The organism is Moorella humiferrea, assembly GCF_039233145.1.
GTDB classification, from domain to species: domain Bacteria; phylum Bacillota; class DSM-521; order Neomoorellales; family Neomoorellaceae; genus Neomoorella; species Neomoorella humiferrea.
The window spans coordinates 1,122,389-1,147,152 of the sequence record NZ_CP136419.1 but is presented as its reverse complement, the minus strand read 5'-3'; the positions used below and the strand labels follow the sequence as shown (position 1 = coordinate 1,147,152).

23 protein-coding genes, 2 pseudogenes and 2 riboswitches are annotated in these 24,764 nt (G+C 49.2%); of the genes and pseudogenes, 5 read left to right on the top strand and 20 right to left on the bottom strand.

The features are described 5' to 3' along the window. Nucleotides 1-129: 129 nt before the first annotated feature. Both MHFGQ_RS05960 and MHFGQ_RS05955 read right to left on the bottom strand, forming a co-directional pair. Complete coding sequence (locus MHFGQ_RS05960) at nt 130-309, bottom strand: hypothetical protein (protein WP_106006218.1); 180 nt, start codon at nt 307-309, stop codon at nt 130-132. 762 nt (nt 310-1,071) lie between these two features. After that, a complete protein-coding gene (locus MHFGQ_RS05955; RefSeq protein ID WP_106006216.1) occupies nt 1,072-2,085 on the bottom strand; it encodes an HD-GYP domain-containing protein in 1,014 nt (337 codons plus the stop codon). Between the two features lie 595 nt (nt 2,086-2,680). Between MHFGQ_RS05955 and MHFGQ_RS05950 the strand changes: the two genes are divergently transcribed. Beyond that, nucleotides 2,681-3,130 (top strand): flagellar cap protein FliD N-terminal domain-containing protein, encoded by a 450-nt coding sequence (locus MHFGQ_RS05950; RefSeq protein WP_106005599.1) that lies wholly within the window; start codon nt 2,681-2,683, stop codon nt 3,128-3,130. A gap of 13 nt (nt 3,131-3,143) precedes the next feature. On the opposite strand, the gene MHFGQ_RS05945 is transcribed toward MHFGQ_RS05950, so the two are convergent. Further along, nucleotides 3,144-4,321 (bottom strand): IS3 family transposase gene (locus MHFGQ_RS05945; protein WP_106005281.1). Its coding sequence is split into 2 segments (ribosomal slippage): nt 3,144-4,060 and nt 4,060-4,321, totalling 1,179 coding nucleotides; the frame shifts between segments, so codons are not numbered across the junction. 142 nt (nt 4,322-4,463) lie between these two features. Here MHFGQ_RS05945 and fliD point away from each other — a divergent pair. Next, on the top strand, nt 4,464-5,243 hold the full coding sequence (fliD, locus tag MHFGQ_RS05940; RefSeq protein WP_170066292.1) for a flagellar filament capping protein FliD: 780 nt from the start codon (nt 4,464-4,466) through the stop codon (nt 5,241-5,243). A gap of 419 nt (nt 5,244-5,662) precedes the next feature. Further along, nucleotides 5,663-6,593 (top strand): annotated as a pseudogene (locus MHFGQ_RS05935) (Rpn family recombination-promoting nuclease/putative transposase). 156 nt (nt 6,594-6,749) lie between these two features. Here MHFGQ_RS05935 and MHFGQ_RS05930 read toward each other — a convergent pair. The 11 genes from MHFGQ_RS05930 to MHFGQ_RS05875 form a co-directional block, all read right to left on the bottom strand. Beyond that, complete coding sequence (locus MHFGQ_RS05930) at nt 6,750-7,436, bottom strand: GGDEF domain-containing protein (RefSeq protein WP_106005585.1); 687 nt, start codon at nt 7,434-7,436, stop codon at nt 6,750-6,752. 199 nt (nt 7,437-7,635) lie between these two features. Beyond that, complete coding sequence (locus tag MHFGQ_RS05925; protein WP_146127148.1) at nt 7,636-8,067, bottom strand: hypothetical protein; 432 nt, start codon at nt 8,065-8,067, stop codon at nt 7,636-7,638. A gap of 4 nt (nt 8,068-8,071) precedes the next feature. After that, nucleotides 8,072-8,215 carry a hypothetical protein gene (locus MHFGQ_RS05920; protein WP_245907846.1) on the bottom strand — a complete coding sequence of 48 codons (144 nt, stop codon included), beginning with the start codon at nt 8,213-8,215 and terminating at the stop codon, nt 8,072-8,074. A gap of 554 nt (nt 8,216-8,769) precedes the next feature. Next, nucleotides 8,770-9,657 (bottom strand): Hpt domain-containing protein, encoded by an 888-nt coding sequence (locus MHFGQ_RS05910; RefSeq protein WP_106005588.1) that lies wholly within the window; start codon nt 9,655-9,657, stop codon nt 8,770-8,772. A 6-nt stretch (nt 9,658-9,663) separates the two neighbouring features. Next, the gene (locus MHFGQ_RS05905; protein WP_106005589.1) at nt 9,664-11,121 is read right to left on the bottom strand and encodes an ATP-binding protein; all 1,458 of its coding nucleotides are present in this window, start codon (nt 11,119-11,121) and stop codon (nt 9,664-9,666) included. Continuing rightward, nucleotides 11,099-11,497 carry a response regulator gene (locus MHFGQ_RS05900; protein WP_106005590.1) on the bottom strand — a complete coding sequence of 133 codons (399 nt, stop codon included), beginning with the start codon at nt 11,495-11,497 and terminating at the stop codon, nt 11,099-11,101. Before MHFGQ_RS05900 ends, MHFGQ_RS05905 begins: the two co-directional genes overlap by 23 nt. A gap of 25 nt (nt 11,498-11,522) precedes the next feature. Next, a complete protein-coding gene (locus tag MHFGQ_RS05895) occupies nt 11,523-12,326 on the bottom strand; it encodes a CheR family methyltransferase (RefSeq protein WP_106005591.1) in 804 nt (267 codons plus the stop codon). A 21-nt stretch (nt 12,327-12,347) separates the two neighbouring features. After that, the gene (locus MHFGQ_RS05890) at nt 12,348-12,941 is read right to left on the bottom strand and encodes a HEAT repeat domain-containing protein (RefSeq protein ID WP_170066294.1); all 594 of its coding nucleotides are present in this window, start codon (nt 12,939-12,941) and stop codon (nt 12,348-12,350) included. Between the two features lie 2 nt (nt 12,942-12,943). Continuing rightward, nucleotides 12,944-13,969, bottom strand: coding sequence for a protein-glutamate methylesterase/protein-glutamine glutaminase (locus MHFGQ_RS05885; RefSeq protein WP_245907847.1), 1,026 nt, complete (start codon nt 13,967-13,969; stop codon nt 12,944-12,946). Nucleotides 13,970-14,007: 38 nt separating this feature from the next. Further along, complete coding sequence (locus MHFGQ_RS05880) at nt 14,008-15,516, bottom strand: chemotaxis protein CheW (RefSeq protein ID WP_106005594.1); 1,509 nt, start codon at nt 15,514-15,516, stop codon at nt 14,008-14,010. A gap of 30 nt (nt 15,517-15,546) precedes the next feature. After that, nucleotides 15,547-15,885 carry a hypothetical protein gene (locus MHFGQ_RS05875; protein WP_146127149.1) on the bottom strand — a complete coding sequence of 113 codons (339 nt, stop codon included), beginning with the start codon at nt 15,883-15,885 and terminating at the stop codon, nt 15,547-15,549. 139 nt (nt 15,886-16,024) lie between these two features. Here MHFGQ_RS05875 and istA point away from each other — a divergent pair, with 139 nt between their 5' ends. Both istA and istB read left to right on the top strand, forming a co-directional pair. Next, nucleotides 16,025-17,512: an IS21 family transposase gene (gene istA / locus MHFGQ_RS05870; RefSeq protein WP_106006222.1), complete on the top strand. Its 1,488-nt coding sequence runs from the start codon at nt 16,025-16,027 to the stop codon at nt 17,510-17,512. Beyond that, nucleotides 17,509-18,267, top strand: coding sequence for an IS21-like element helper ATPase IstB (istB, locus tag MHFGQ_RS05865; RefSeq protein WP_106006221.1), 759 nt, complete (start codon nt 17,509-17,511; stop codon nt 18,265-18,267). Before istA ends, istB begins: the two co-directional genes overlap by 4 nt. A gap of 113 nt (nt 18,268-18,380) precedes the next feature. On the opposite strand, the gene MHFGQ_RS13960 is transcribed toward istB, so the two are convergent. The 6 genes and pseudogenes from MHFGQ_RS13960 to MHFGQ_RS05840 all read right to left on the bottom strand — a co-directional run bounded on the left by MHFGQ_RS13960 (nt 18,381) and on the right by MHFGQ_RS05840 (nt 24,534). Then, a complete protein-coding gene (locus tag MHFGQ_RS13960) occupies nt 18,381-18,563 on the bottom strand; it encodes a methyl-accepting chemotaxis protein (RefSeq protein ID WP_425463823.1) in 183 nt (60 codons plus the stop codon). 633 nt (nt 18,564-19,196) lie between these two features. Further along, a pseudogene (locus tag MHFGQ_RS13955) lies at nt 19,197-19,721 on the bottom strand (methyl-accepting chemotaxis protein); the annotation flags it as partial. Between the two features lie 531 nt (nt 19,722-20,252). Next, a riboswitch (cyclic di-GMP riboswitch) is annotated at nt 20,253-20,339 on the bottom strand. Between the two features lie 397 nt (nt 20,340-20,736). Continuing rightward, a riboswitch (cyclic di-GMP riboswitch) is annotated at nt 20,737-20,823 on the bottom strand. Between the two features lie 821 nt (nt 20,824-21,644). Beyond that, entirely contained in the window at nt 21,645-21,818 is a 174-nt protein-coding gene (locus MHFGQ_RS05855; protein ID WP_170066328.1) for a hypothetical protein, read from the bottom strand. 358 nt (nt 21,819-22,176) lie between these two features. Further along, nucleotides 22,177-22,923 carry a glucose 1-dehydrogenase gene (locus MHFGQ_RS05850; protein ID WP_106005778.1) on the bottom strand — a complete coding sequence of 249 codons (747 nt, stop codon included), beginning with the start codon at nt 22,921-22,923 and terminating at the stop codon, nt 22,177-22,179. A gap of 24 nt (nt 22,924-22,947) precedes the next feature. Continuing rightward, complete coding sequence (locus MHFGQ_RS05845; protein WP_245907872.1) at nt 22,948-23,832, bottom strand: DMT family transporter; 885 nt, start codon at nt 23,830-23,832, stop codon at nt 22,948-22,950. Nucleotides 23,833-23,949: 117 nt separating this feature from the next. Next, nucleotides 23,950-24,534, bottom strand: a complete 585-nt coding sequence (locus tag MHFGQ_RS05840) for an FGGY-family carbohydrate kinase (RefSeq protein ID WP_425463822.1) — start codon at nt 24,532-24,534, stop codon at nt 23,950-23,952. Nucleotides 24,535-24,764: the final 230 nt, after the last annotated feature.

The following is a 24,764-nucleotide window of genomic DNA, read 5'->3' as shown; positions in this document are numbered from 1 at the left end:
TTTCAAGATTCATCCCCCTCTGCATCACATTGACGCCTTTCGACGGGTTTGCCCTTAACGGTGTCTTCTGTAAGTTATAAGGTTTTCAGGGTAGTTCTAATTTAACTCCCCTTTAACATGTGGCCTTACCTAGCTTTTTGGGTAAACAATCCACCATTTTCTTCCAAAAGAACCACAATTACCATCTTTTTCCTGTATAGGTAGCCGAGTGAGTGTCGGCACTTTGCCCTCCTTAATCTGGGCTATTAGTTCTTCGTACGCAGCCAACAGTTCGTTAATTTCTTCCTCGGTTAATGGGCCATCAACCATACTTTGCTCCCCCGTAAACAAATGTCCAATGATTTCTGGTGGTAGGCGTTGCCTGGTTTGTTACCCTACTGAAGGAAAATGTTTCCAGTAAAAAGGCAAAAACCTACGCGAATGGCGCTCAAACCCATGAAAGGGCTTTCGACCCATGGCTTTGCGCTTCTGCCTTTTGACTGTTTGCCTTGAGCATACGATACGTAGGGAAGTAAGTTTACCGGTTTAGGGGAATTATGGAAAAGAAGAATTATTTTACCGCGGGCGAGGCAAAGGAAAAGAAGGCTTAATAGAAAGAGGATGTAAAGAAGATTTATTTCCAATAACCGGGGGTTATGGTAATTGTACCCCCCCCCCCCCCATTTACATTTATTGGCAATTACAATTTCGCGATTCATCGCGCCTTCCCTTCTTTACTAACTGCTTTTTATTTTTAATTCGACAAAAAGTATATTTTATTTAGGCATTCAGCCATTAAAATGCAACTTTTTTCTTTCAAAACAGGGGTAGGTGTCCTCAATGCGCGGAGCCAACGCTTTTTTCGAAGGTAATCATTTAATATTGCTCTGGGTTAGAGACCGGATTTCGGCCTTTTGTTAGAATTGCCGTTTCAGCGTCTCAATTACAGACTGAGAAGAGACGCGGTTGGCGTGTTTGGCCACATTACATGTCTTTCTTCGCGCGCAGGGAGTCCCGATAGGACGCCAGCGCGACGCCTATTGTTAAAATAATAAGCAGGAAAAAGCAGTCATTAATTTACCGCGCCAGCTGCTAAAGACTGTTTACCTCTTTTTCCTCCTCCCGAGGGTGGATAAGGGCGTTTTCTGCCAGGATGCGGCAGAAAACATCCACTATTTCCGGATCAAACTGGCTGCCGGCACAGCGCCGCAATTCCTCCACGGCTTCATAAGGAGCCATGGCCTGCCGGTAAACCCGGTCAGTGGTCATGGCGTCAAAACAGTCTGCCACGCTTAAAATGCGGGCTTCCAGGGGGATGGCCGTGCCTTTCAAGCCCCTGGGATAGCCGCGGCCGTCATACCGCTCGTGATGGTACAGGACTGCCCGGGCAATGATTTGTTGATTGCCTGTTACTTTTTTGATTATCCTGTAGCCCAGTACGGGGTGGCGGCGGATGGCCTGCCATTCTTCTGGCGTCAACGCACCGGGCTTATTCAAGCAGGCGTCGTCAACGCCAATCTTGCCGATGTCATGAAGTAGCCCGGCCAGGTAAAGGTACTCCTGGAAGTGCGGCGATAAGCCTAAGCTGGCTGCTATCCAGCGCGCATATCTAGCTACCTGGCGCGAGTGCCGGCCGGTATACTGGTCGCGCAATTGTAGGGCCTCCAGCAAGGCTTCCGTTGTCAATTGCAGGTTGCGCCGCAATTGCTGGCGCTGCCGGGCCAGGCGCCTTAAGAGTTCGATGGTAACAGGAACGATTAGATAAAAAACCATTACTACTAGAAAATCGATATAATCGCTGGCCCTCATTGCCGAAAAAGCCAGGGGGTTCGTAATCATGCGCAGGCAGACGGCAATCAGGGCAAACGTCAAGCCTTCAAGAAGAGAATTCCAGGCGGCGACGGTCACCGGCCCGAGGTAGAGAAAATCAAGAACGATCTGGTAAGACAGGCTCCGGGCATGATTGTTTAACATTGTGACGGCCAGCAGTGATAAAACTGCTGCGCTCCGCAAGAGCATTTTGGCCGCAGGGGAGGTAAAAATAAGATTATTAATAGCCCATTTGTTAGCGATGCCCTCACTATACAGTCCTTGCCCTTTGCCCATTTTATGCGCCCCCTGCAAGTACCAGTATTACAGGGCTGCTGGATAATAAAGTCTCATCATTTCTGCAGTTTTTAGGGAACCGGTGTGCGGAGGCGCGCGCAGCTGGGACTTCCAGAGGGGACCGGCATTGCAAATAGCCCGGCTAAAAAAGTTTCCCTGTGGTAAAAAGTTGCAGGTTGGACTTTTGAGGAAAGCAGTTAAGCTGCGGCTGTAAAGGCGGGAAGGTTTGCTTTTTGCAGGTAATAGTATTAATTCTATTTTCTGGTAGTTATGGGGTAAATCCCCCCCCCCCCCCCCCCCCCCCGTTGGCATTTATTGGTATTAATAGTTTGGTCCTTCATCTTTCCAGCCTTCTTTATTTTAATTTTTATCTCTTTTTTATCCTTTTGTTCGATTTTATTTCTACTATTCGACAAAAGGTATTTTTCTCCTCCTTTGCCAACGATAATTAAGCAATAGCACCAACCAGAACCTTTATCCAAACTGCCGGATGACCCGGACAAAGCATTAATCTTGTCGGACTGTATCTTCTTTTTGGGTTTCCTGCGTGTTATAATAATTTTCGACAATTGGGTTGCCGAGGAGATGGTTTCGCATGGTAAGCCCGGTGTACGGCAATTACTGGTACCCTAATTACTGGCTGGTAAGTTATCTTTTAAATCCAGCGGCACCTTCTTACTATTCTCAACCTGTAGCCCCGATCAACATTGCCCAGGAAGCCTTATGGGTAAATAGCTGGACCCGGCAGCAGCCTTCCCTTTTGGCCAATAGCCTGGTCACTCTGAGTAACTATGCCCGCCAGCTTTGGGAGGCTTCCCAGCCATTGCAGCTTAGCACCAGCAATAACGTATTCTTGCAGCGAACAGCAACTTCATCTGCTCCTAACACCGTTACTGCCCAGGCCCAGCCAGATGCAACTTTATCTACTTATGCTATAAGCATAAGCCAGATCGCCACTGCCCAGCAAAATATAGGCATATCCCTGACCAGCGCCGCGGCTACCGGGCTTACGCCAGGTACATATACTTTGGACTTCCCCCGATAAATAGGACACCAACTTAAGCCACATTTCTCAGGTTCTCATAGTTTTTCTCGAATTCTTCCGGTGTCGCATACCCAAGGGAAGAATGTAACCTGAACCGGTTATAAAAAACCTCAATGTACTCAAAGATTTCCACTCTGGCTTCTGCCCGGGTTTTAAAACGGCGATGGTAGACGAGTTCCGTCTTCAATGTCTTGAAGAAACTTTCCATAGGGGAGTTGTCCCAGCAATCTCCCTTTCGGCTCATGGAACAGATAAAGCCATATTGCTGCAGCAATTGCTGATAATCATGGCTCGCATACTGGCTGCCGCGGTCGGAGTGGATTATTAGTCCCCGGCCCGGCCGGCGGTTGGTGACGGCATTGTTTAAGGCCTCAATCGCCAATTCCCGGGTTAGATATTTCTGCATTGAATAACCTGCAATCCTTCTGGAATAGAGGTCCATAACCGCCGCCAGGTACAGCCAGCCTTCTTCGGTAGGGATATACGTTATATCCGTTACCCATCTCTTATTAGGGCTACTGGCGGTAAACTCCCTGTTTAAGATGTTTTCGGCTACCGGCAGATTATGCCTGGAGTCGGTAGTCACCTTGAATTGGCGTTTTTGGATGGCCTGGATGCCCGCTTCGCGCATCAGCCGCTCTACCCTCTTTTTGCCGCAATGAATACCTTCCTTGCCGAGCTGTTTATGAATACGGGGACTGCCATAGGTTTTGCGGCTCTTGTTGTAGATATGCTCTGCTTTTTCTTTGATAATTTCATCCTGGATTTTACGCTGGCTTACGGGCTTTTTTAACCAGCGGTAATATCCTGTCCGGGACACCTTTAATACGCGGCACATCGTCTCGACACGGAAAGTTCCCGTGTGCTCCCGGATAAACCGATATTTCATCTCGGTGTTTTGGAGAAGATGGCCACTGCTTTTTTTAAGATGTCTCGTTCCTCCTGGACGATGGCCAGTTCTTTTTTCAGGCGGCGGTTTTCTTCTTCAAGTTCGGTGCCGCGCATCTGTTTCCCTAACCCGGGAAAAGCTCGTTCTCCATACTTTTCTTGTTCTCTGCGCCATCTGTTGAGCATGCTGCTGTTGATACCCAGGTCATAAGCAATCTGGCTGGCGGTTTTGTCGCTGGTGCGGCATAGCTCGACGGCATTGCGCTTGAACTCTTCGTCATATTTTCTTCTTTGCTCCCCCATGGACACAACGCCTCCTTACTCTGATTATACACTCTTAACTCTGTGTCCTACAAATCGGGGGAGGGTCACTTTCAACCTTCAAGCAGGCGGCAAGACTTACGCCATATCCTTTACCGTTAACCCCGGGGATACCAACCTGACTGTGCTCACTAACATGGCCAATGCCATAAATGCTACCGGCGCGCCGGTTAACGCCAATGTAGCTACCGATACTGTAGCCGGTACCAGCCGCCTGGTTTTAACTGCCAATAATACCGGTACCAGTAATGCTTTCACCTTAACCGATGTAACTGGCAATGCTGTCGCTTATACTGAGGCTAACACGGTTTCGGTTGCGGCAGCCAATGCTAGTTACACCCTCAATGGTGTCCCTTACACTTCCGAAAGCAACACCATATACCTGGACAACCGTAGGCTTACATTGAATCTCTTGGGTCCGGTAACTGGTGCTACTATTACGGTCACCCCTGATACCCAGGCCATAAGCAATGCCATCAACAATTTCGTGACGGCTTATAACAACCTGGTGACCTTTACGGCGCAAAATTCGCAGTATATCAGCCCGCAGTTGCTTTCTATTTTAAAGCAAAGCTATAGTTATCAAGCCTCGAACCTAGCCGCCATAGGCGTTACCCAGAACCCGGACGGTACCCTGGCCGTTAACCAAACTGTCCTTACCAGCGCCCTCCAAAATAACTTGGGACTGGTAGAGACTACTTTCAGTGGTGTCAACGGCTTGGCCGTGACAGCCGGGTTTAACGCACAGAAGATCTCCACCAGCCCCTTAACTACCTTTGCCAACCCTTTACCACAACTAAATACCACTTACCTACCCCCTTACAATTGGTGGGGGCTTATAAACACTGCAAGCCTTTGGTCTGTTCTGCTGCCTCCAGGGTCCTTTTTTAACCAGTTGGTTTAGTTGGTTTAAGACTCTTTCCAGTATCATGTTGGTTGCAATATATCCTCTTGCTATATTTTGGTCTGAGAAAAGCTAAAACTGGTAGCCTCCCTATCAACCCTGGACCTCTATTTTACGGGGAACGCCTGGTGGCTGCCCTATTGCGTCTTGGAGACTTTATCTGGCTGGCCGGTAAAGAAGCCCTGTCCAAAGCTGTGTAGAAAGTCCGGCTGGAAAAGCAGGCCTGTGGCTTCTACTGCCCAAGGGGTTAACGTGTTTCTGCTCTGCTAAAATCGGACGTTACCGGTTTTTGTGCAAACTATCGTCCTGCCCTAAAAATATGATATAATTATCTACTAGAAGAAGGTTTTTTTTCGCCAGAAAACGAAGAGCAGCCCTGTTCTCCCCACTACTCCCACGACAAGGGTTACAGGCAGCTCCTGGCCAACAAAAAGGTGTTCCTTGAACTGCTTAAGACCTTCGTCCGGGAAGACTGGGTGGAGGCCATTGACGCAGACGACCTCATCCTGGTGAACAAATCCTACGTCCTCCAGGATTTCAGTGAGAAAGAAGCCGATATCGTCTACCGGCTCAAGACAAAAAAAAGAAACGTCATCTTTTACGTTCTACTGGAGCTGCAGTCGACGGTAGACTACCTGATACCCTTTCGGCTTTTGCTTTAGATGGTAGAGATCTGGCGAGAGATTTACAACAGCACCTCGCAGAATGAGCGGGAGAACAAAAATTTTTGCCTGCCACCTTTCATCCCGGCGATGCTCTACAAGGGGGCAGAATCCTGGACGGCGGCCCTTTCCTTCAAAGAAATGCTGGACAGTTACCAGGATTTTAGCGGGCATCTCCTGGACTTCCATTACCTGCTGGTTGATGTCAACCGTTACAGCGAAGAAGAGCTTATCAAGGCGGCCAATCTAAGCGGTGGCGTTTTTATTTTGGACCAGAAGATACACCCGGAAGACCTGGTGGGACGTTTACAGAAACTGGCGGAGGTCTTAAGGCGGCTCACGCCTGATGAGTTCCGCCATATCACTACCTGGCTAAGAACGTCGTCAAGCCCAGAATGCCTGAAAATTTTAGGGAAAAGGTGGACCGCATCCTGGACGCAAGCAACCCCGGGAGGTGGAACGGATGATTTACAATCTGGAATTAACCCTGGAAGAGATGCAGCAGCAGGCTTTGTTGAAAGGCAAGATGGAAGGAAAACTGGAAGGCGAATTGGAAGGCGAACTGAAGGGCAAACGGGAAGTAGCCCGAAATTTGCTCCTGTTAAACGTAGATATTGAAACCATCATCAAAGCCACGGGTCTTGCCCCGGAAGAGATAAACGCGCTGAAAAAACAACTGGAGCAATGATTTTGGCCTGCCGTAAATTCAGGAAAAGACCTGCCTTATCTGCCAAGATTGTAGCGGTACTGGTACTACCGTTTACCATAAAGAGACCTCACTCCTTTTTGGTATTTTTCTTCCTATGAGGCCTCTTTTCTCTTTTTTGCTCTTTTTTGCTCCTGCCTATTGTAATTTTACACTAACGCCACCGGCCAAACACCGCTTTTCTTTATTACGGTACATAACTTTGTCGGCGAAACTTAGAAGCTTATCTATGGTACTACCATCTTCAGGATACACTGAGATTCCAGTTGATATAGTTAGTTTAATATTACCAAAGGTACCAAAGGCTTTGCATTCTATGGATTTTTTTACCCTCCTGGCTATTGCTTCACTCTGGATCCTCGAGGCTCCTGGACAGATAATTACGAATTCATCTCCTCCGAACCTACCCGCAATATCTGTCGATCTTAGATTTGCTTTAATCTCCCTAGCAACGATTTTAAGGGCAAGGTCACCTTGGTCATGTCCATGGATATCATTGATCTGCTTAAAGTTATCGATGTCTATAAATATAATTGACAGCGGAGTACCGGAGTTAGCAGCCTTATTAAGACAACGGTATAGTGTTCTCATCAATAGCCCTCTGTTAGCTACGCCAGTTAAGCAATCAAAGTTGGCCAAAGCGTTAATGCGGTCATAAGTGTATCCTATCCAGAATCCGATAGGAAAGTATAGTATTGGTAACCAATATAAACACCACCATATAGGAAATAAATAACATATAGTAATGCATAAACCTGACATAACTAGTCCGATAAGAGCACCGTATACTCTTCCGGTGATACCTATCTTACGCACGAACTTCACTGTTGGACCTCCTTATTCCGGCTGCTTGCTTCACGCGCCTTGCTGCAGCTCTAACAGGCCGGTAATTCCGGCTTCGTACTTCTCCCGGGCCTCCCGGTCAAGCGCCTGGAATTGCCGTTACCTCAAGACCCGGATTAATTCCGGGATAAAGTAACTGGCCTCTTCTTTTTCCCAGGGGATTTCCCCTACCCACCGGAAATTAGCACCTATTGATAACACTTTTAACTACCTCCGCAGGTATAATGGCCATCGTACTGGCTATAAAGGCGTAGACACCGCCTGCCACCGCATATAAAGGCATTATCAGCTTCAGTTTGCCTTCCTTGAGAGCCTGGTAAGCAGGTTGTGCTTTTCTCCACATATTGGCGTAGATAAAATTACCGTAAGCGGGATACTTGGCCAGGATCTGCATTATCTTCTGGCCAGCTTCCTGCTTCTCTTCATTTTCCTTATTTTCCTCCATAATTTCCTTTATCCTGGTCTCCGCTTCTTCCATCTCGTCCCCACTCACCTGTAATACGTCCGTACTGAATAACACCCGGCAATCGTCATCGACGGTCCAGCTCACACCGATAAGCAACATTTTTAGTTCATCATCGGTGTAGCTTTCATGGTGGAGGGATAAGTCCATGGAATCAATTCAGTAAATAGGCCGGGACCCGGATAGTGCGCAAATATTCTTTGGCAATGAGAAGCTTCTTGAAATGTCCGGACAGCACATGCAGCAAGTCCTTCTCTCCGGCATCTAACGCCTCCTCTTCTTCCCAGGCTTCTTTCAAACCCCCTGCCTATCCGGGCTGGGTTGGGATAAGTTCCCCCTTCTCCCATTGAGAGGCCGCACATAAAACCCAGGGTGGCAAGGATTTTCCGCCCTGTGGTGGTATATGTACCCGGCCCTACTACCTGGTTAAGGAGGCGGTTGGCTTCTTCCACCCGGGACAGGCAGCATTTCTTATATTTTCGGCCGCTGCCGCAGGGACAATCATCATTTCTTTGAAGCATCCCTTTAACTTTTTCGACAACGAAAGATGGTTTCCTGCCATCCAGGCAAGATTTCATTGTCGCTTCCAGTTCCGGGGGCTGCTTGAAGAAATACCATTAGGTATTTCCTGCTACATTTGATTACGCCGATGACGGAATATCCTTCCCTTCTGACTTCAGCCAGGGGTTAGTTGACTTTTCTTAATTCCACTTTACCCTGCCCTTTTACCTCTATCTTAATGTAGTCCTCCCCTTTCCATTTAAGCTTATCCAAAACTTTTCGTGGTAGTTGAACCCTTCCATCGGGTCCTATATAGGTCAAACATATTATTCTCTTCACGAAAAAGCCTCCTCAAGCCACTTGCTTTAACGTTAGTCGGCTTAACACTCTAAAAGTTAGGTCGTCGTTTGAATACAGGAGCCACCCGCGTCGTAGGGCTTCGCCAAGAAACCCCAAAGCACCACCATCAAGCTTTAATGTACCGGACATGAAGTCGAGGACTATGCGTTTTCCTTTTGATTCCAGTATACATCCGTATTCCTTATATCTCATCCAATCGGGTTCCCGGACTTCCACCATATACCTAACATCAACGTCCGTTACGTCCGGATATCCCGCTATACACTCATAGAGATCTTCTTCCTCGATGTCGCCTTCTACAACTGCTATTATGGCGTTGGGAACTACCTGCCCGTTGAGCAAGTCGTTCTCTGAAGGCCGTGAAATCTTCAATCTGCCTATATCTTCCAATCGTTTCAGTATCACAAACGCCCTGGCGGCACGCATTTCTGAAGCCAGGTCAAGCCCAATCCGTACAAATAATTTCATACAGGCGTTGTTATTATCCTGTACCGGGATAATATTCTCATCAGAGGCATGCTCAAGTTTGTTGATTATCGTGGTGTATTCCGGAGGAACATAATTCTCCAGCCCTTCCTCAACTCCATGTATTAACGCCCTTAAAACATCTCCCGATTGTAGCAAAAGGTTGCAAACGCTTTCGCTTATCACCACTTCTCCTTTCCGGAGGCTATCAAGTAAAGTTTCCATCTTATGGGCGAAATCTGCCACCTCTTTTAGTCCTACACAAGCCGCCGAACCTTTTAGGGTGTGGGCAATCCTGAAGATCGCATCAATAGTTCTATCATCTTTTTCCTCTAACTTTAAAAACAGTTGCTCTAACATATCCAATTGCTCGTGGGCTTCATTTAGAAACTCACGCATCAAGTCAATAGCCATTAGAGTTTACACCATCCTTCCAATGATACTAGTATCTAAAATCAAAGCAATGTCCCCGTTCCCCAGTATTGCCGCACCGGTAAACAGTTTCAAATGAGAAAGCTGGGTTGGTAGGTTCTTCAACACTACATCTTGTTCACCTAAAACTTTCGGTACGGCTACTGCGACACCTGCCAATAGGACTATCAGCGTAAGTTCATTGCCATCTACCCCCTCTACACTAGAGTCAAGCACACGGGAAAGCCGGAACACGGGGTATATGGTTCCCCTCAAGACCACTACTTCACTCTCTTTTAAAGAATGCAGCCTGGACGCTTCGACCTTTACTATCTCTTTGACCTCCCCTACAGGGATTCCATATAAACCGCCGCAATCCAAGAGTACAACCTTGGTAATGCTCATCGTGATAGGCAATTCCAGGGCTACCTCTGTCCCAACCCCCAATTCGCTGTGCACAATTACCTTGCCGCCTAACCGTTCGACCGTTTCCCGGACTACGTCCATACCTACTCCCCGGCCAGAAACCGTGCTGGCCTCGTCCTTTGTACTAAAACCCGGTATAAATATGAGCTCCAGCGCTTCATTAAAGCCCATCTTCTCGGCTTGCTCTTTAGTTATTAACCCCCGGCTAACAGCTTTACTCTTAACAGCTTCAACGTCGATCCCCGCACCGTCATCTTTTACTGCTATAACTACGTGTTCCCCCTTGCGTTCCGCTCGTAAAAGAAGTTCTCCTTCTTCCGGCTTTCCTGACCGTATTCTTTCTTCCGACCTTTCCAAACCATGATCAAGGGTATTGCGGATCAAGTGTAGTAAAGGTTCATATATAATTGCGGCAACGTTGCGGTCTATCGTCACGTCATCGCCAAGTACTTTAAATTGAACCTTTTTACCCAGCTCCTGTCCCAGTTCCCGTACCACCCGGCGAAACCGCTCAAATACAAAACCCACCGGCATAAGCCGCATTTCCATAATTACATCTTGTATTTCCCAACTGGCCCGGTTAAGCAACGACTGGTATTCTTTAATCTCCCTCACCATTTCAACCGGTAAACCTAAGTCTTCCAGACGTCTTACCAGATGAGTGAGCCCGTTGGTGCTAACTATAAGCTCGCCCGCTAGAGCTAGAAGCCTGTCAATTTTGCCCTGTTCTACCCTGACTGTTTGAGACTCTATCATCTCCCTCCCTACATCACGAGTTGTACGAGGTGTATCACCTAAGACCGTTTTGCCCTCGAGGTAATCCTTGACTAGTCGCTCGCAAAGTTCTATGTCTTGCTCAGGCCTGACTTCAATTTCCAGGCTGTATCCTTCCCCGCAATCCAGAAGATTTAAACGTTCAAGCCATCCTTTTTCCTCCATATCCCGTAGCAAAGGCCACACATCGCGGCTCCCAAGCTCGCCAGCCGTAATTCTTAAAGTTTTGGACCCCTTTTCCATATTACGCTCCCTCGCCGACATCATTGCCCTCGCCCTTCATAGGGCTGAACATTGTACATATCTGTTTTAGTTCTTCTGGTTTGACCGGTTTGACCATGTAAAGATCGGCTCCGGCTTTGTAACCTTCAACCATATCCTTAGAATCAGCTTCCGTTGAAACTACGATAATCCCCACTTTCTGGCCCCGCTCAATTCTGCGTATCGCACGCACCATATCGTAACCGTGCATCCTGGGCATATTAATATCTACCAGCACCACATCATAATCAGCCGCACAAAACTTTTCCAGGCCTTCATAGCCGTTGTCCGCAAAGTCTACCTGATGTCCATCCTTTACGAGAATGCTGGCATGATACGCTCGCACCGCACTCGAGTCGTCAACAATAAGCACGCGTGCCATGAGCCTTTACTCCCCCCTAATAGTATTACTTCTGGTAAATAATAGCATTTTTAAACCGTACCGGCTTAAACAGGGTGGTTATCCGGCTCATAGACTCCGAATGACCTAAAAATATGTACCCACCTGACTCCAAGGCCTGGTAAAATTGCAGGGCCACCCGGCGGCGAGAAAGGTCGTCAAAATATATCAAGACATTACGGCAGAATATGGCGTGAAAGCCCTGCATCTTCCGCATTCCCGCATCGTCTACAAGGTTTAAGTGGGAAAAAGTGACCTTTCGCTTAATCAAGGATGCAATAGCGTAATTATCACCCAGTCGAACAAAATAGCGCTTGAGATAGACTTCTGGCACCTGGCGGATGGCATAGTGATTATAAATGCCTTTCTCGGCTTTATCTAAAACCTCCGTATCTATATCGGTGGCGTATATCTCCCAGGGTATGTCCGGCGCCATCTCCTGCATCACGATAGCCAGGGTATAGGCTTCTTCCCCGGAGGCGCATCCCGCGCACCAAATCTTGACTCCCTGTCGTCCTACACCATTCTGGCACCAGAGAGGGACGATTTCTTCCGCCAGGCACTTTAACTGCTCGTACTCGCGGAAAAAATACGTTTCGTTAATAGTTAAACTGTTCAGTAGTTCCTGGCGCATCTTGCCTGTACTGTCAAATCTTAGGGCTCCCAGGTAAGCTGTAAAATCCTTAAACCCGTACTTCTCCATTTGCTGCTCAACGCGCTTTTCTACATAGTAAACTTTATTGTCTTCAAAGTAGATGCCCGACTCTCGATATATATAATCTCGCAAGCGTTCAAACTCTGCCTTGGTCATCGCTCTTCTCCTTTGAAACCCTTAGCTGGCAATTTTACCGGGCTCTCCGCCAAGGCGGATCAAGGCCCTCGCGACTATAAAATCAAGATACGGGTGATCAAACCTTTCCTTGCACTGCTGCACTAGTTCCACGTCCCCCCGCTCCCCTATCTCGCCTATGTATTCGACTGCGGCTCCCACTACGTTTATATCCTCGTCTTCGGCAGCTACTTTCCGCAGAAGACTTAAGACCCCTGGGCACCGGCTCCGGCCTAAAGCATGGACTGTCATTACCCTCACATCACGGTCAGCATCGTGAAGAAGGCCCTCAAAAATACCCAAAGCCTTCTCATCCGCCTTGTATGTAAGCACATCGAAAGCCATGCTCCGCTGGGACGCATCTTCGCTTTTCAAAAGAGGCACGACCTCCTGCATTACTTCTTCCGTGTCACACGAGAGAAGCGAACCCACAATAGCTTCCCTTACCACTACATCCCCCTCACGAGCAAACGTCTCAACCAAAACTTTCGCCGTACCGGGAACTCCCGAAGATCCTATCTTACAGACCAAATTTATGCGGTCAGCTACATCCCTGGCCTTCTCAAACTCTTCTATAAACGTTGTTAACTCTTCCATGGCTACCTCCCACCGACTTTCCGCCGTATAATGTCCGCTATCTGATAACTGGGGGCTACTACGTCCGCGCCCCCGCGTTCTATCGCGGCACGGGGCATACCCCATACTACCGCTGTCTCCTCGCTCTCAGCTACAGTCCACCCGCCGCGCCTCCTTAACTCTACCATCGCCTCTGCACCGTCGTCCCCCATTCCTGTGAGAAGTACACCAATGGTTCGCCTGGGGTCATAGGCTTTCATTAGCGCATGCAGGGTTACATCTACTGAAGGCCGGAACTGAGCGTCTTCCGGCTTAAGAGAGAGGCAGCATGTAAGGCCGCTGCCCTGCCGCCTGAACATAAGATGGTAACCCCCCGGAGCAATTACCGCCAGACCGTTGCTTAATTTCATTCCCTCCTGGGCCTCACATATATGCAGCTTGCTGTACTGGTCAAGACGTTGCGCCAGACTTGCAGTGAAACGCGGCGGCATGTGCTGCACCACTACCACTCCCGCCGGCAGATCCCCGGGCAGGTGCGGCAGTATGTCCTCCAGCGTCCTGGGCCCTCCCGTAGATACGCCTATCATTACTACCCAGTCCAGGCCCGCGACAGAAGCTGCGGCGCCTGGTTTTTCGGCGACCTTTTTTTCCACGCGGGGAACCTTTCTCCCGGGCGTTCTCCTGCGCACCCTAGCCCTGGCCGCCGCCCGGACCTTACCTATAATCTCATCCGCAAGCCTGCTTATACCCAACGAAATGGTGCCGTCCGGTTTTGCTATAAAGTCCACCGCCCCGAGTTCGAGTGCTTCAAACGTTATGAGCGCGTCCTCCTGGGTCAGTGACGAAATCATGACTACTTTGGCGGTTGTCTTCGAGGTTATATGCTGCAGGGCAGTAAGGCCGTCCATGTGGGGCATGTTGATATCCAGGGTGACCACGTCGGGCTGGAGGGTGATGGCCTTCTCCACACCCTCCTGCCCATCCCGCGCCACGTCCACTACTTCGATATCGGGTGCCCCCTCTAGTATTTGCCTTATAACTCTTCGCATGAACGCTGAATCGTCTACTACTAGTACCCGTATGGTCTTCATCCGCTGATATCCGTCTCCTCCACCACTTCCATAAGTTCGGCGCCCTCTTCCCAGGACATTACCCGCGCCGGGTCTAAAAGTATTACGTTACGCTCGTCGTTAAACTTGGCTATCCCTGCCACGAAAGACTGGATACTGTCCTTCACTAAAACTTGCGGTGCGGCTTCAATGCTGCTCACACTAATTTTGACTACTTCCTTTACGCCGTCGACCATAAGGCCCATCACCGAAGTATTCCCTTCGCAGATTAAAATTCGTACCTGTTCATCTATTTCTCTCTCGGGATAGCCGAATTTGCACCGCAAATCGATAATCGGCACTATGCTCCCGCGAAGGTTCAATATCCCTTTTACAAAATCAGGCGTCCTGGGTACGGCGGTTATACGCCCTGCGCGAATTATCTCGCGTACGCTGTCTATGGGCAGGGCAAACTCTTCTTCACCCAGGAAGAAAGTCACAAGCTGCCGCTCCTCTTCCAGCGTTTTATGGCTATATGCACTGACTTCATCTGCTCCGCCTTGTTCCCATTCCGTAAGAAATGTCACGTCGCGCAAAAGTCTGGAGGCTTCAATTGTAAATAACATGCGCTCGTCGGTTAGCCGGCAAATGGCGGCAAACTCGTCCCCGCTACGCCTCACAACTGCAGGCACAGGCTCCAATAAACGCTCTGCCACCCTCAAAACCTCGGCTACGCTGTCCACTACTAGACCAACCGCTACTCTCTTGCCTTCCCCCACGTACGCGACTACTATCCTGCCACCGGCCACTTCTCCTTCCGGAAGACCGAAAAGCCTTCTCATACTTATAAGGGGTAAAACCCTATCCCGCAATGACACCAATCCCAGTACATAAGGAGGAGCATCAGGAACCACATTCCAGTTTTCCGGTAAATGCACTATTTCTTGAACGTCGGCAATGTCCAAAGCATACTCTTCTTTTCCTACTTGGAAAGTCAAAAGTTGTTGCTCGTTTTCGTCGGCCTTACTTTCTTCTTCTTTCGCACCAAGGTTCTCGTACTCTTTAGTGTCTTTAAGGGAAGTCACACTGCTGTCGTTTAAACCAACATCTTTAAGCATCTGGTCCATTTCTAAAAGAAGGACGAGCTTGCCTTCGCCCACACGTGCTGCCCTGGTAACGTAGCCTCCAGTATCACCTTTTTTCTGGAATTCTTCTACGGCTTCTCCCGGAATATCTACAACGCCTTCTACCCGATCCACTACATAGCCCGCCTGCTTCCCTCCGGCATTAACCACTATCACCCGGTTGCTCTCGTCATCATTCGTAGCATTTATGCCTAACCGCAGGCGGGTGTCATAAATCGGGAGAATGTTGCCCCTCAGGTTGGCGAGCCCCCGCATGTACGGGGGCGTCAGGGGTACCTTCACCACGTATGGAACACGAATGATCTCCTGGAGGTATTCTATCGCTATGCCGTAGCTTTCCTGTCCCAGACGAAAGATCACGTACTGGTCAAGGCTTGCAACCGACCCACCGGCTATTGCCATATACCTTCCTCCTCGTTCACTCCGATTTCTTTAGCCCTGCTGGAGTTCGTCCGCCAGAGCTGCAATTTCCTCGATAGCCTGGGCAAGCTCTTTCATGCCTTCTGCTTGCTGGCGGCTGGCGGCTGCTGCTTCTTCTGCCGCTTTACTGGCTTCCTGGGCAGCCGTACTTATCTGCTCTACTCCTTTGGCTGCCTCTTCTACCCTTAGGAGGCTTTCATCTGCCTGCTTTTTAACCATTTCCACCCCCTCAACGACCACCCGCATATCGGTTTCAATAAGGTCAAGGTCGGCCGTTGTCTTTTGGGCTTTTTCCGCTTCCTTTTGAACTACATCTCCAATAGAAGTAATGTCCCGGAGTACGTTCATCACTTGTTCTTGAATACCCTTTACCATTTCCTTGATTGTAGATCGTAAAATAGAATTGACCCTAGATCGTCAAATAAAACTGACCCACCTAATCTTGTGATAAAATCCCCCCTGAGAGGGGGAGGAACAAGAGGTGGTCAGCATGTACAAATGGCAGCGCATCAAGGCACTGCATGCTCAAGGGGTCGGCATCAGGCAAATAGCCAGGGATGTTGGGGTGTCCAGGAATACCGTCAGGAAGTACCTGAAAGAAGCCGGCCCGCCCCAGTTTAAAGCTAGGGAGTACGTTAAAGAACTGGACAAGTTTCTGGAAGAAATCAAGATTATGCTTGCCAAGGGATATATCGGCACAAGGATTTACAAAGAACTGAAAGATAAGGGCTATCAAGGCTCCCTAGCCAGCGTCCACCGTTATCTTAGGTCCATAAAGGCAGAAGATAATGCAGCTAAATTAGCTACCACCCGGGTGGAAACCGGCCCGGGTAAGCAGATGCAGTACGATTGGAAGGTGTGGACGTTACCGGTAGACGGGAAGCCCCTGAAAATATATCTCCACGAGGTGGTCTTATCCTTTAGCCGGATGAAATTTTATACCTTCTCTTTAAGCATCACCACCGCCGACGTGATCCGGGTTCTGGTTGAGGCCATTGACTTCTTCGGCGGTTATGCCCCGGAGTTGGTGATAGACAACGGCAAGCAAATGGTCATCACCCACCAAAAAGACGGTATCGTCCGGTACAATGATGAGTTCCTCAAATTCTGCGGGCTATATGGCATCCAGCCTTCGGCTTGCGCCAACTACCGTGCCCGGACCAAGGGAAAGGTGGAACGCCCCTTTTACTATGTCCAGGAACACCTGCTACGGGGCCTGGAGGTGGGGGACTTGAACGAATTCGCTGTAAAGCTTTCCGAGTTCCAGGAAGCCTACAACAAGAGGCCCCACAGCAGCTTAGGCCGACCGCCGGAGGAGATGTTTGCCGAGGAAAAAGGATGCCTTCTCCAAATACCTGCTGTCGAACCGGCCTTCTTACACCATAAAGAACCCCGGAAGGTGAGCAATGACGGCTATATATCCCATGACGGCAATCTCTACCCCGTACCTATGCGCTACTGCTTAAGGAGGGTGTGGGTCGAAAACATCTACGGCCGGCGCCTGAAGGTATATGACGAGGCAGGTGCGCTTTTAGGGGAGTTCGACCTTGACCTTAAAAAACAAACCGCCCGTCCCCTTCACCCCGAACACGAAACCATCAACCGTCAATACCAGGAAAAGAAACTGAAACTGCGCTCGGCCCTGGTGGAGAAGTTTATCAGCGCCTTCGGCGAAGACGGCCAAAGGTATCTGGAAGGCCTGCGTGATAAGAACGGGGCCAACCTGTACTGGCACCTGGCAGAAATCTTAAGCTACCAAGACATATACAACCGGGAAGATATCATAGCAGCCATCAAAGAATGCTTGAAAATCGGCTCTTATCACAAAAACAGCGTAAAAAGGCTCTTAGAGCAGAAAGCAGTCGCCCCGCTTTCTTATACTTGTGACCCCGCAAGTGTCAATATGCCGCCAGGTAAAATCAAACGGGACCTCTCCTGTTATGCCCTAAAGGAGAGCGAGGTGGCGGCAGTATCATGAGCAACAAATTAACCTGTTATCTGGAAAATCAGATGCAGGCCTTAAAACTAAAGGGGATGCTCGCCCATTACCAGGAGGTAACAGAGAAGGCTTCGCAAAACAACCTCTCTTATACCGAATACCTCTCCCTCCTCTTTGAAGAGGAGTTAAAAAGGAAAAACGAAGGCACGGTCAAGACGAAAATCAATAAAGCACGTTTCCCCTTTATCAAAACCCTGGAGGAATTTGACTTTAGCTTTCAACCATCCATCCGGGAAAAAGAAATTATCGCTTTAGGCTCCCTGGATTTTGTGGAGAAAAAGGAGAATATCATCTTCCTGGGTCCCCCTGGGGTCGGCAAGACGCATCTGTCAGTGGCCTTAGGTATCAAGGCCTGCATGGCTAAATATCGGGTAGCATTTATCACGGCCCAGAAGCTTTTAGAAGAACTACTTTTGAGCGCCAAAGACGGCAGCCTCCTCGACAAGCTGCTGAGTTACTCCCGGCTGAACCTTTTAATCATCGACGAACTCGGCTACATGCCCGTAACTAAAGAACAGGCCAACCTCCTCTTCCGCCTGGTCTCCATGCGTTACGAGAAGGGGAGCATTATCCTGACCAGCAACTATAACTTCAACGAATGGGGGGAGATATTTTCCGACCAAGTGGTGGCTGCGGCCATAATTGACCGGCTTGTGCATCACGCCCGCATTTTCTATATTAACGGCACTAGCTACCGGCTCAAAGGTAAACTGAAAGCAGCCAACGACCGTTAATTCGGCAGCGAGACTATACCTTCATTCCCTTTGGCGCATGACTTGAAGCTTATTATTTTTGTTCCCAAGTGGGTCAATTTTATTTGCACATAGTGGGTCAATTCTATTGACAATCAACACTTGATCTGCTCGGCATTGCGGGCACTCTCCTGGGCAAGGTTCCGGATGTCTGAAGCTACTACCGCGAATCCCTTACCGTACTCGCCGGCCCGGGCTGCCTCTATAGCGCCGCTTACCGCCAGCATGTTGGTCTGGATGCTTACGCTCGCTATGGTGTCTACTATCTTGTCGATCATGCGGGCGTTCCGCTCAAGCTGGTTAACCTTCTGTACGTTCTCAAGGTTGGTGGCTGCCGCCTGCCTGATCCCTTTAATCAACTCATTTACCCTGACTTTGTTCTCAGCCAGCAAGTCACTAAGTTCCTGTACTGCAGTTTTAGACTCATCGGCCTCCTTCGCAATTACTCCCATCGATTTTTCGATCTGCTTGATGGCGGCGGAGGATTCCTCAGAAGCCGATGCCTGTTGCTCTGCCGATTTCGCTATTTGATTTAGGGCGGCGTTAATCTCTTCTGCCGAACGGCTGGCCTCCTCAATGGCCGAGGATAGTTCCTCCGCCGCTGCCGCCAGGCCCTCGGCCGATTTGACCACATCAGTCGAGTGCTTGAGTTCATCAGCCAGATCGGCTAAATTATTACTGTTATTGCTTATCTCCTCTAGTGCCCGGGCCTGTTGCTCAACCCCCTGCAAGGCCTGCTCAGTGGCGCTGGCCTGCTCCTCAGCAGTCGCAGCTATCTGTTCGCTACCTTTCTGGAACTCGGCTACCGCTTTTTCTACTTCCGTGACCAGCTGCTCAATCCTAGCAGCTCCTTCCACTACTTTGGCTACAGAAGTAGCAATCTTCTTAAGCTCTTCCGTGATAGTCTTACCTTTTTCCGCCTCGCCCCTGGCTACCTCAGCTGCCTTGTTGATGGCTTCAGCCACCGTGCGCACGTCTTCTTGCACATTGTCTACTATCTTCCGTATGTCGCTGGCCGCTTTCTCGGAAGTCTCTGCCAGGGTTCTTACTTCATCTGCCACTACAGCAAACCCGCGGCCGTGCTCCCCAGCCCGCGCCGCCTCAATTGCAGCGTTCAGGGCTAGAAGGTTTGTCTGGTCGGCTATCCTTACTACGGTCCGGACGATCTCGCCAATCTTGGACGCCTCTTCTTCCAGTTTGGCTACTACTCTAGCCGACTCCTCGTTCCTGGCTGCGCTGGCGTCCACCCCTTGGATCAAAACCTCAATATCTTCACTCGTGCGGCTCACAAGGTTCCTTATGGCTTCACAACGAGCAAGGGACTCCCGTGTCTGTTTTACCGAAACCTTGGCCCCTTCGCCAATAACCTGAATAGCGGACAGGGATTGCTGGCTAGCACCGCTGGCCTCCTGTGCCCCGCTAGCTATCTGCTCCATGGCAGTGCGCAATTCTTGTACTGCGCTGGAAGCCTCTTCCACACCAGAAGAAAGTTGCTCCGTCGCACTGGCAATCCGCTCGGCGATCTGTTGTTGCTTCGCAAAAGTCCGCGCCTGCTTCCGACGTGCTTCCATATCTTTTTTGTCACTTTCTTTGACTGCTCCACTTTTACGGGCATCGCCGTATATCCCACGGTTAGCAGAAGGTAAAGGCTCCAATGTTTTAGTGGCATTAACAGTCATGATTATTAACTCCTCCTTAAACTTTTTAGTATTTGTTTAGTTTATTGCCATTTCCTTTAGCTCATCAAGTAGTGATCTCTGCTATGGCTTCAGTGTTCTTTAACTTGTAAATATCTTTGGGCTCACTAAAAGGCCTTTTGATATTGATATGTAAATTGTTCCTACGTCGTGTTGTAACCTGAGTTCATGCAGCCACTCCTCCTTCCACCTTCTAGCAAAAAATTAAGGGAACAGGTTACCTGTTCCCTCTAAGAGCCAATACAATTCACTTCATCTCCCAGAAGGTTCACCGGCAACCTGACAACCATAGCTTATACAAGCCTTAGGCCCACGGCTTTGCGCCCCCGTCTTTCGACGGGTTTGCCCTTAACGGTGTCTTCTGTCAGTTATGGGGTTTTCAGGGTAGTTCCAATTTAACTCCACTTTAACATGTGGCGTTACTTAGCTTTTTGGGTAAACAATCCACCATTTTTCTTCCAAAAGAGCAGCAAGTACCATCTTTTTCCTGTATAGGTAGCCGAGTTAGTGTCGGCACTTTGTCCTCCTTAATCTGGGCTATTAGTTTTTCGTACGCAGCCAACAGTTCGTTAATTTCTTCCTCAGTTAATGGGCCATCAACCATACTTTGCTCCCCCGTAAACAAATGTCTAATGACTTCAGGTGGTAGGCGTTGCCTGGCTTATTACCCTACTTAGCATTTAACCATAGCCTTGAGGATTTTTCCTTACTGTTGCATGGTAAAGGAAAATAATGCCAGTAAAAGGCAAAAACCTACGCCAACTGGCGTTAAAACCCATGAAAGGGCTTTAGGCCCATGGCTTTGCGCCCCTGCCTTTCGCCAGGTTTGCCTTGAGTGTAAGATACGTAGGTAAAGTGAGTTTACTGTTGGTTAGGGGAATTATGGAAAAGAAGAATAATTTTACCGCGGGCGAGACAAAGGAATAGGAGGCAAAATAGAATGAGGATGTAAAGAGGGTTTATTTCCAGTAATCGGAGGTTATGGTAATTATACCCCCCCCCCCCCCCGTTTAACATTCTTTACCATCTTAAATCTCCTTCCCAATTCCTTAATTACTACCGTATTAGTTGTATATTCGCTGTTTCCTTCAAAATTCCTCCTAAAAACCACAATGAAATACAAATTTCATCACATTAACTAAAATCTCGACAGTAATAGCCAAGAACTCCCAACCCGGTAACGTCCGGCCTATCCTTTCTATCCATTTCGTCACTTTCCAGCGTTAGGCGCTGCGTCTCTTAATCTTCGGCAGTCGAGACCTTAAAGGTATTCGCGAAGAGGTTCTAGGGTGAGCGCTTCAAGGTTTTTAATTGCCTGTAGCGGTACAATCTCCCCATCGCCGTTTTCAAAAGCTCGGCAGCACCTCCCTGGACAGGAGAATTGTATATTTCTGTCAGAGACCCAGCCTTGCGCAGGTACGTCCCGCCCCCGTTTTCCCTCAACCACCGGCAAAACCCGCATGTGGCCGCCGGGCATGCGAACAAACGGGCGTTTTTCAACGTAATACCTCCGCACGCGGTCGTACCGGAACACTATGCTAAAGCAGTCTTCATAGATATTACCGCCTTTCCTCCCGCCTCCTTCAAAAGGCTGGAGGAAAGGCGGTTAAGACACCTTTTTTGAGGAAAAATAGCAAGATCGCCAGGAAACGCTGGTGAACACTAGGCAGTCTTCCGGCCTTCCGTTTTGGGTGAGCCTTTTGCCGTTTTCCGGTCGTACAGGCTCAAGCGGCCGTTTAAATGACAGCCGATGGAGCACAGATCGTAGTTCGGGTGCTTCACCAGGATCCCGCGCTTGAAACCGCAACTGCAGGTGCCGCCGTAAGGCTTCCGCACGCCACCTTTTTCCTGTTCTAACCGGTCAGCTTGCGACGTTGGAAGCGGAGGGGGACTAGATAGTGGAAACCGATGTGGTCCGGTTTTTCAGCCCCTGAAACGGAGGCCGCCAGAACCCAGGCGTCCACGTAGTGGCTGTAGACTATTTAGCTCCCTAACTACTTTGGACAAAAAGTCTTAAGTCTGCTAGATTAAAAGAAGGTTGGTCTATCTTCCAGCATGGTTAACCGTTGGATGCTTTGGCACTCTTCTCTTTCTCGCTGGCCCCTCTCCCGTGTCCCATTTTGCCTGTCAATATATTTTTACCCTTGCCGTAATTTATACTGATAACCCCAAGTGTAATAACTAAACGCACCTTTTACGGCTCATAAATCATCTTCCGGGTCATACCGCCGTCAATCACGAGGTTTGCTCCCGTAATGAAGCTATTTTCATCGGCCGTAAGAAAAAGGCATGCCCTGGCGATATCGTCGGGCCTTCCCACGCGACCTGCCGGGTGTTGAATATGGTCGATTTCCCGTAGTTTACCGTAATCCCCTGTCTCGATCCATCCGGGGCTGATGGCATTAACCCTTATTCGATCCGGTCCCAAAGAAACCGCCAGCGCATGTGTGAGGGCGAGTATGCCCCCCTTCGAAGCGGCGTAGCTTTCGGAATTGGGCTCGGACATGATTGCTCTGGTGGAAGCTATGTTTACTATAGACCCTCCGCCGCTTTTTCTCATGATTTTAGCCCCTTCCCGGGAACACAGGAATGTGCCGCGAAGGTTGGTATTTATGACGCCGTCCCACTCTTCCACCGTGAGGTCATAGGGAGACTTCCAGCAGCCGAACCCGGCGTTGTTTACGAGAATATCCAGTCTTCCGTACCTTTCTGCGGTCTTTTCCATTAATTTCACAACATCTTCAGGCTTGCTCACATCGACAAGGAGGGCAAGGGCTTCGCCACCTCCCTCCTTTATAAACCTCGCCGTCTCCTGTGCCCCCCGAAAATCTCGATCGGCTACGACCACGTTGGCACCATTGGCTGCGTACATCCCGGCGATGCTCCGCCCTATACCCCGACCGGAACCCGTTACCACCACCACTTTGCCTTTAAAATCCATACCTATGATCTCTCCCTGTCCTTATTATCTACCCGCGTTTACGGTAATTCTCGCTTTATAATTCGGTCTGCCTTGTGTCGACATGCGGTTTACGATAACAATCCCCAGGGCCACCAGGGCCAATCCCAGCAGCAGGTTCAGGGTCAGCTTCTCACCCAGGATCAGGGAGCTGAAGGTTACGCCGAATACAGGAACCAGGAAAAGGTAAACGCTAGTACTTCCGGCCGGGTAACGGGTCTGGACGGTGAGGAGGATGGCAAAGCCCAACGCCGATGTAAAAAGGGTCGTATAAGATATGATTCCCAATGCTACAGGCTCCCAGGAAAAATGAACCCCACCTTCGATTAGAGCGGCAACTAAAAATAAAACCACCGAACCGTATAACATTTGGTAAGTAGTTACCGCCAGCTTGTCATGCTCCTTAAACCGTGCCTTTAAATAAACGCTGGCGAGGCCCCAGCTTACCGCTCCGCATAAAAGAATGATTAAACCGGCTATTTCCGGCCCTGTTAAATGGGCCCGCCAGGGGTCAACGGCCAAAACCAGGCCGACAAAACCAAGCAACATACCCGTTATCTGCTTCCATGACAGGTCTTCCTTTAATAGTACAAATGCCATAAAAGTGAAAAAGAAAGGATAGCTATACAATACAACCGAGGTTAAACCACTTTTAACAAGACTTGACCCAAAATGCAGGGCCCCGCCCATGATGGTGGTCTGCAGGAGGCCCAAAAGCATTAAAGGTCCGAAATCCCGCCTTTTATGCCACACCTCGCCCCGGCGCCGCACCACCCAAAAATAAAGGCAGAGCGCCCCCAGGAAAAAACGCCAGGCACCGAAGGATAAAGGTGGCAAATAGCGGTTGCCTATTTTTAAAAGGGGAAAAGTCACGCCCCAGAAAAAAGTCACTAAAAGCAATAGTTGGACATCCCTACTTTTCAGGACCGGTCACTTCCCTTTGGCCATTTAAAACGACTGGGCTGAAGGAGCGCCAATTTCCAGATATAATTATAAGCCCTTCAACCTTTAGAAACAATTTCTAAAACCCACGTTCTGCGCCTTTAATAAACCGCCTCCCTCCAGCACCCTGCCCAAATCCAGGTAGTCCTTATACAGCCTACGATACTTGGCGGCATTTTCAGGGTCAGGGGTATACGTCTTGGCAAAGCCGCAGCCCATCTTTTCCTGGGCCGCCTCTACCGTCGGGTACAACCCGGCAGCGACGGCACCAAACATGGCGGCTCCCAGGGCGCAGGTCTGATCCGAAGCGGCGACCTTAATGGGCATGGCCAGCACATCGGCCAGGACCTGCATGGCAAAGTCGTTCTTCCTGGCAATGCCGCCCAGGGCGATGATTTCTTTAATTTCTAGGCCTTCTTCCCTAAACCTTTCGTTAATGGCCCTGGAGCCAAAGGCAGTAGCCTCTACCAGGGCGCGGAAGATCTTCGGCGCTGAACTTCCCAGGGTCAGACCGGCAATGGCTCCCTTGAGGGTCTGGTCCGCGTAAGGGGTCCGCCTGCCGTTGAGCCAGTCCAGGGCCAGTAAGCCCGTCGCACCAGCGGGTATCCTGGCCGCTTCTTCTGAAAGACGCTGGAGGAGGCGGCCTTCTATCTCTTCCTGTAGCTTCTGACCGGTTTCCTTATCTACTAAAAAAAAAAAAAAAAAAAAAAAAAAAAAAAAAAAAAAAAAAAATTTTTTTTTTTGTGGAGTAGGGGAAGAGGGGGTAAAGATTTGGTTTTTTTTTTATTTCCCTTTTTTTTTTTTTTTTTTTTTTTTCCCCCCCTTTTTTTCTTTTCCCGAAAAAAGGGGGAATGGGGTTTTTTTTTTCCGGGGGGATAGGA

Bases quoted from the DNA above. Each gene is read 5' to 3' on its own strand.
- MHFGQ_RS05850 (WP_106005778.1), bottom strand. From the start codon at position 22,923: ATGGATTTTAAAGGCAAAGTGGTGGTGGTAACGGGTTCCGGTCGGGGT.
- MHFGQ_RS05890 (WP_170066294.1), bottom strand. From the start codon at position 12,941: ATGGAAGAGTTAACAACGTTTATAGAAGAGTTTGAGAAGGCCAGGGAT.
- MHFGQ_RS05885 (WP_245907847.1), bottom strand. From the start codon at position 13,969: ATGCGAAGAGTTATAAGGCAAATACTAGAGGGGGCACCCGATATCGAA.
- MHFGQ_RS05895 (WP_106005591.1), bottom strand. From the start codon at position 12,326: ATGACCAAGGCAGAGTTTGAACGCTTGCGAGATTATATATATCGAGAG.
- MHFGQ_RS05880 (WP_106005594.1), bottom strand. From the start codon at position 15,516: ATGGCAATAGCCGGTGGGTCGGTTGCAAGCCTTGACCAGTACGTGATC.
- MHFGQ_RS05910 (WP_106005588.1), bottom strand. From the start codon at position 9,657: ATGGCTATTGACTTGATGCGTGAGTTTCTAAATGAAGCCCACGAGCAA.
- MHFGQ_RS05925 (WP_146127148.1), bottom strand. From the start codon at position 8,067: ATGGACTTATCCCTCCACCATGAAAGCTACACCGATGATGAACTAAAA.
- MHFGQ_RS13960 (WP_425463823.1), bottom strand. From the start codon at position 18,563: ATGATCGACAAGATAGTAGACACCATAGCGAGCGTAAGCATCCAGACC.
- istB (WP_106006221.1), top strand. From the start codon at position 17,509: ATGAGCAACAAATTAACCTGTTATCTGGAAAATCAGATGCAGGCCTTA.
- MHFGQ_RS05955 (WP_106006216.1), bottom strand. From the start codon at position 2,085: ATGGGCAAAGGGCAAGGACTGTATAGTGAGGGCATCGCTAACAAATGG.
- MHFGQ_RS05900 (WP_106005590.1), bottom strand. From the start codon at position 11,497: ATGGCACGCGTGCTTATTGTTGACGACTCGAGTGCGGTGCGAGCGTAT.
- MHFGQ_RS05960 (WP_106006218.1), bottom strand. From the start codon at position 309: ATGGTTGATGGCCCATTAACCGAGGAAGAAATTAACGAACTGTTGGCT.
- istA (WP_106006222.1), top strand. From the start codon at position 16,025: ATGTACAAATGGCAGCGCATCAAGGCACTGCATGCTCAAGGGGTCGGC.
- MHFGQ_RS05905 (WP_106005589.1), bottom strand. From the start codon at position 11,121: ATGATGTCGGCGAGGGAGCGTAATATGGAAAAGGGGTCCAAAACTTTA.
- MHFGQ_RS05950 (WP_106005599.1), top strand. From the start codon at position 2,681: ATGGTAAGCCCGGTGTACGGCAATTACTGGTACCCTAATTACTGGCTG.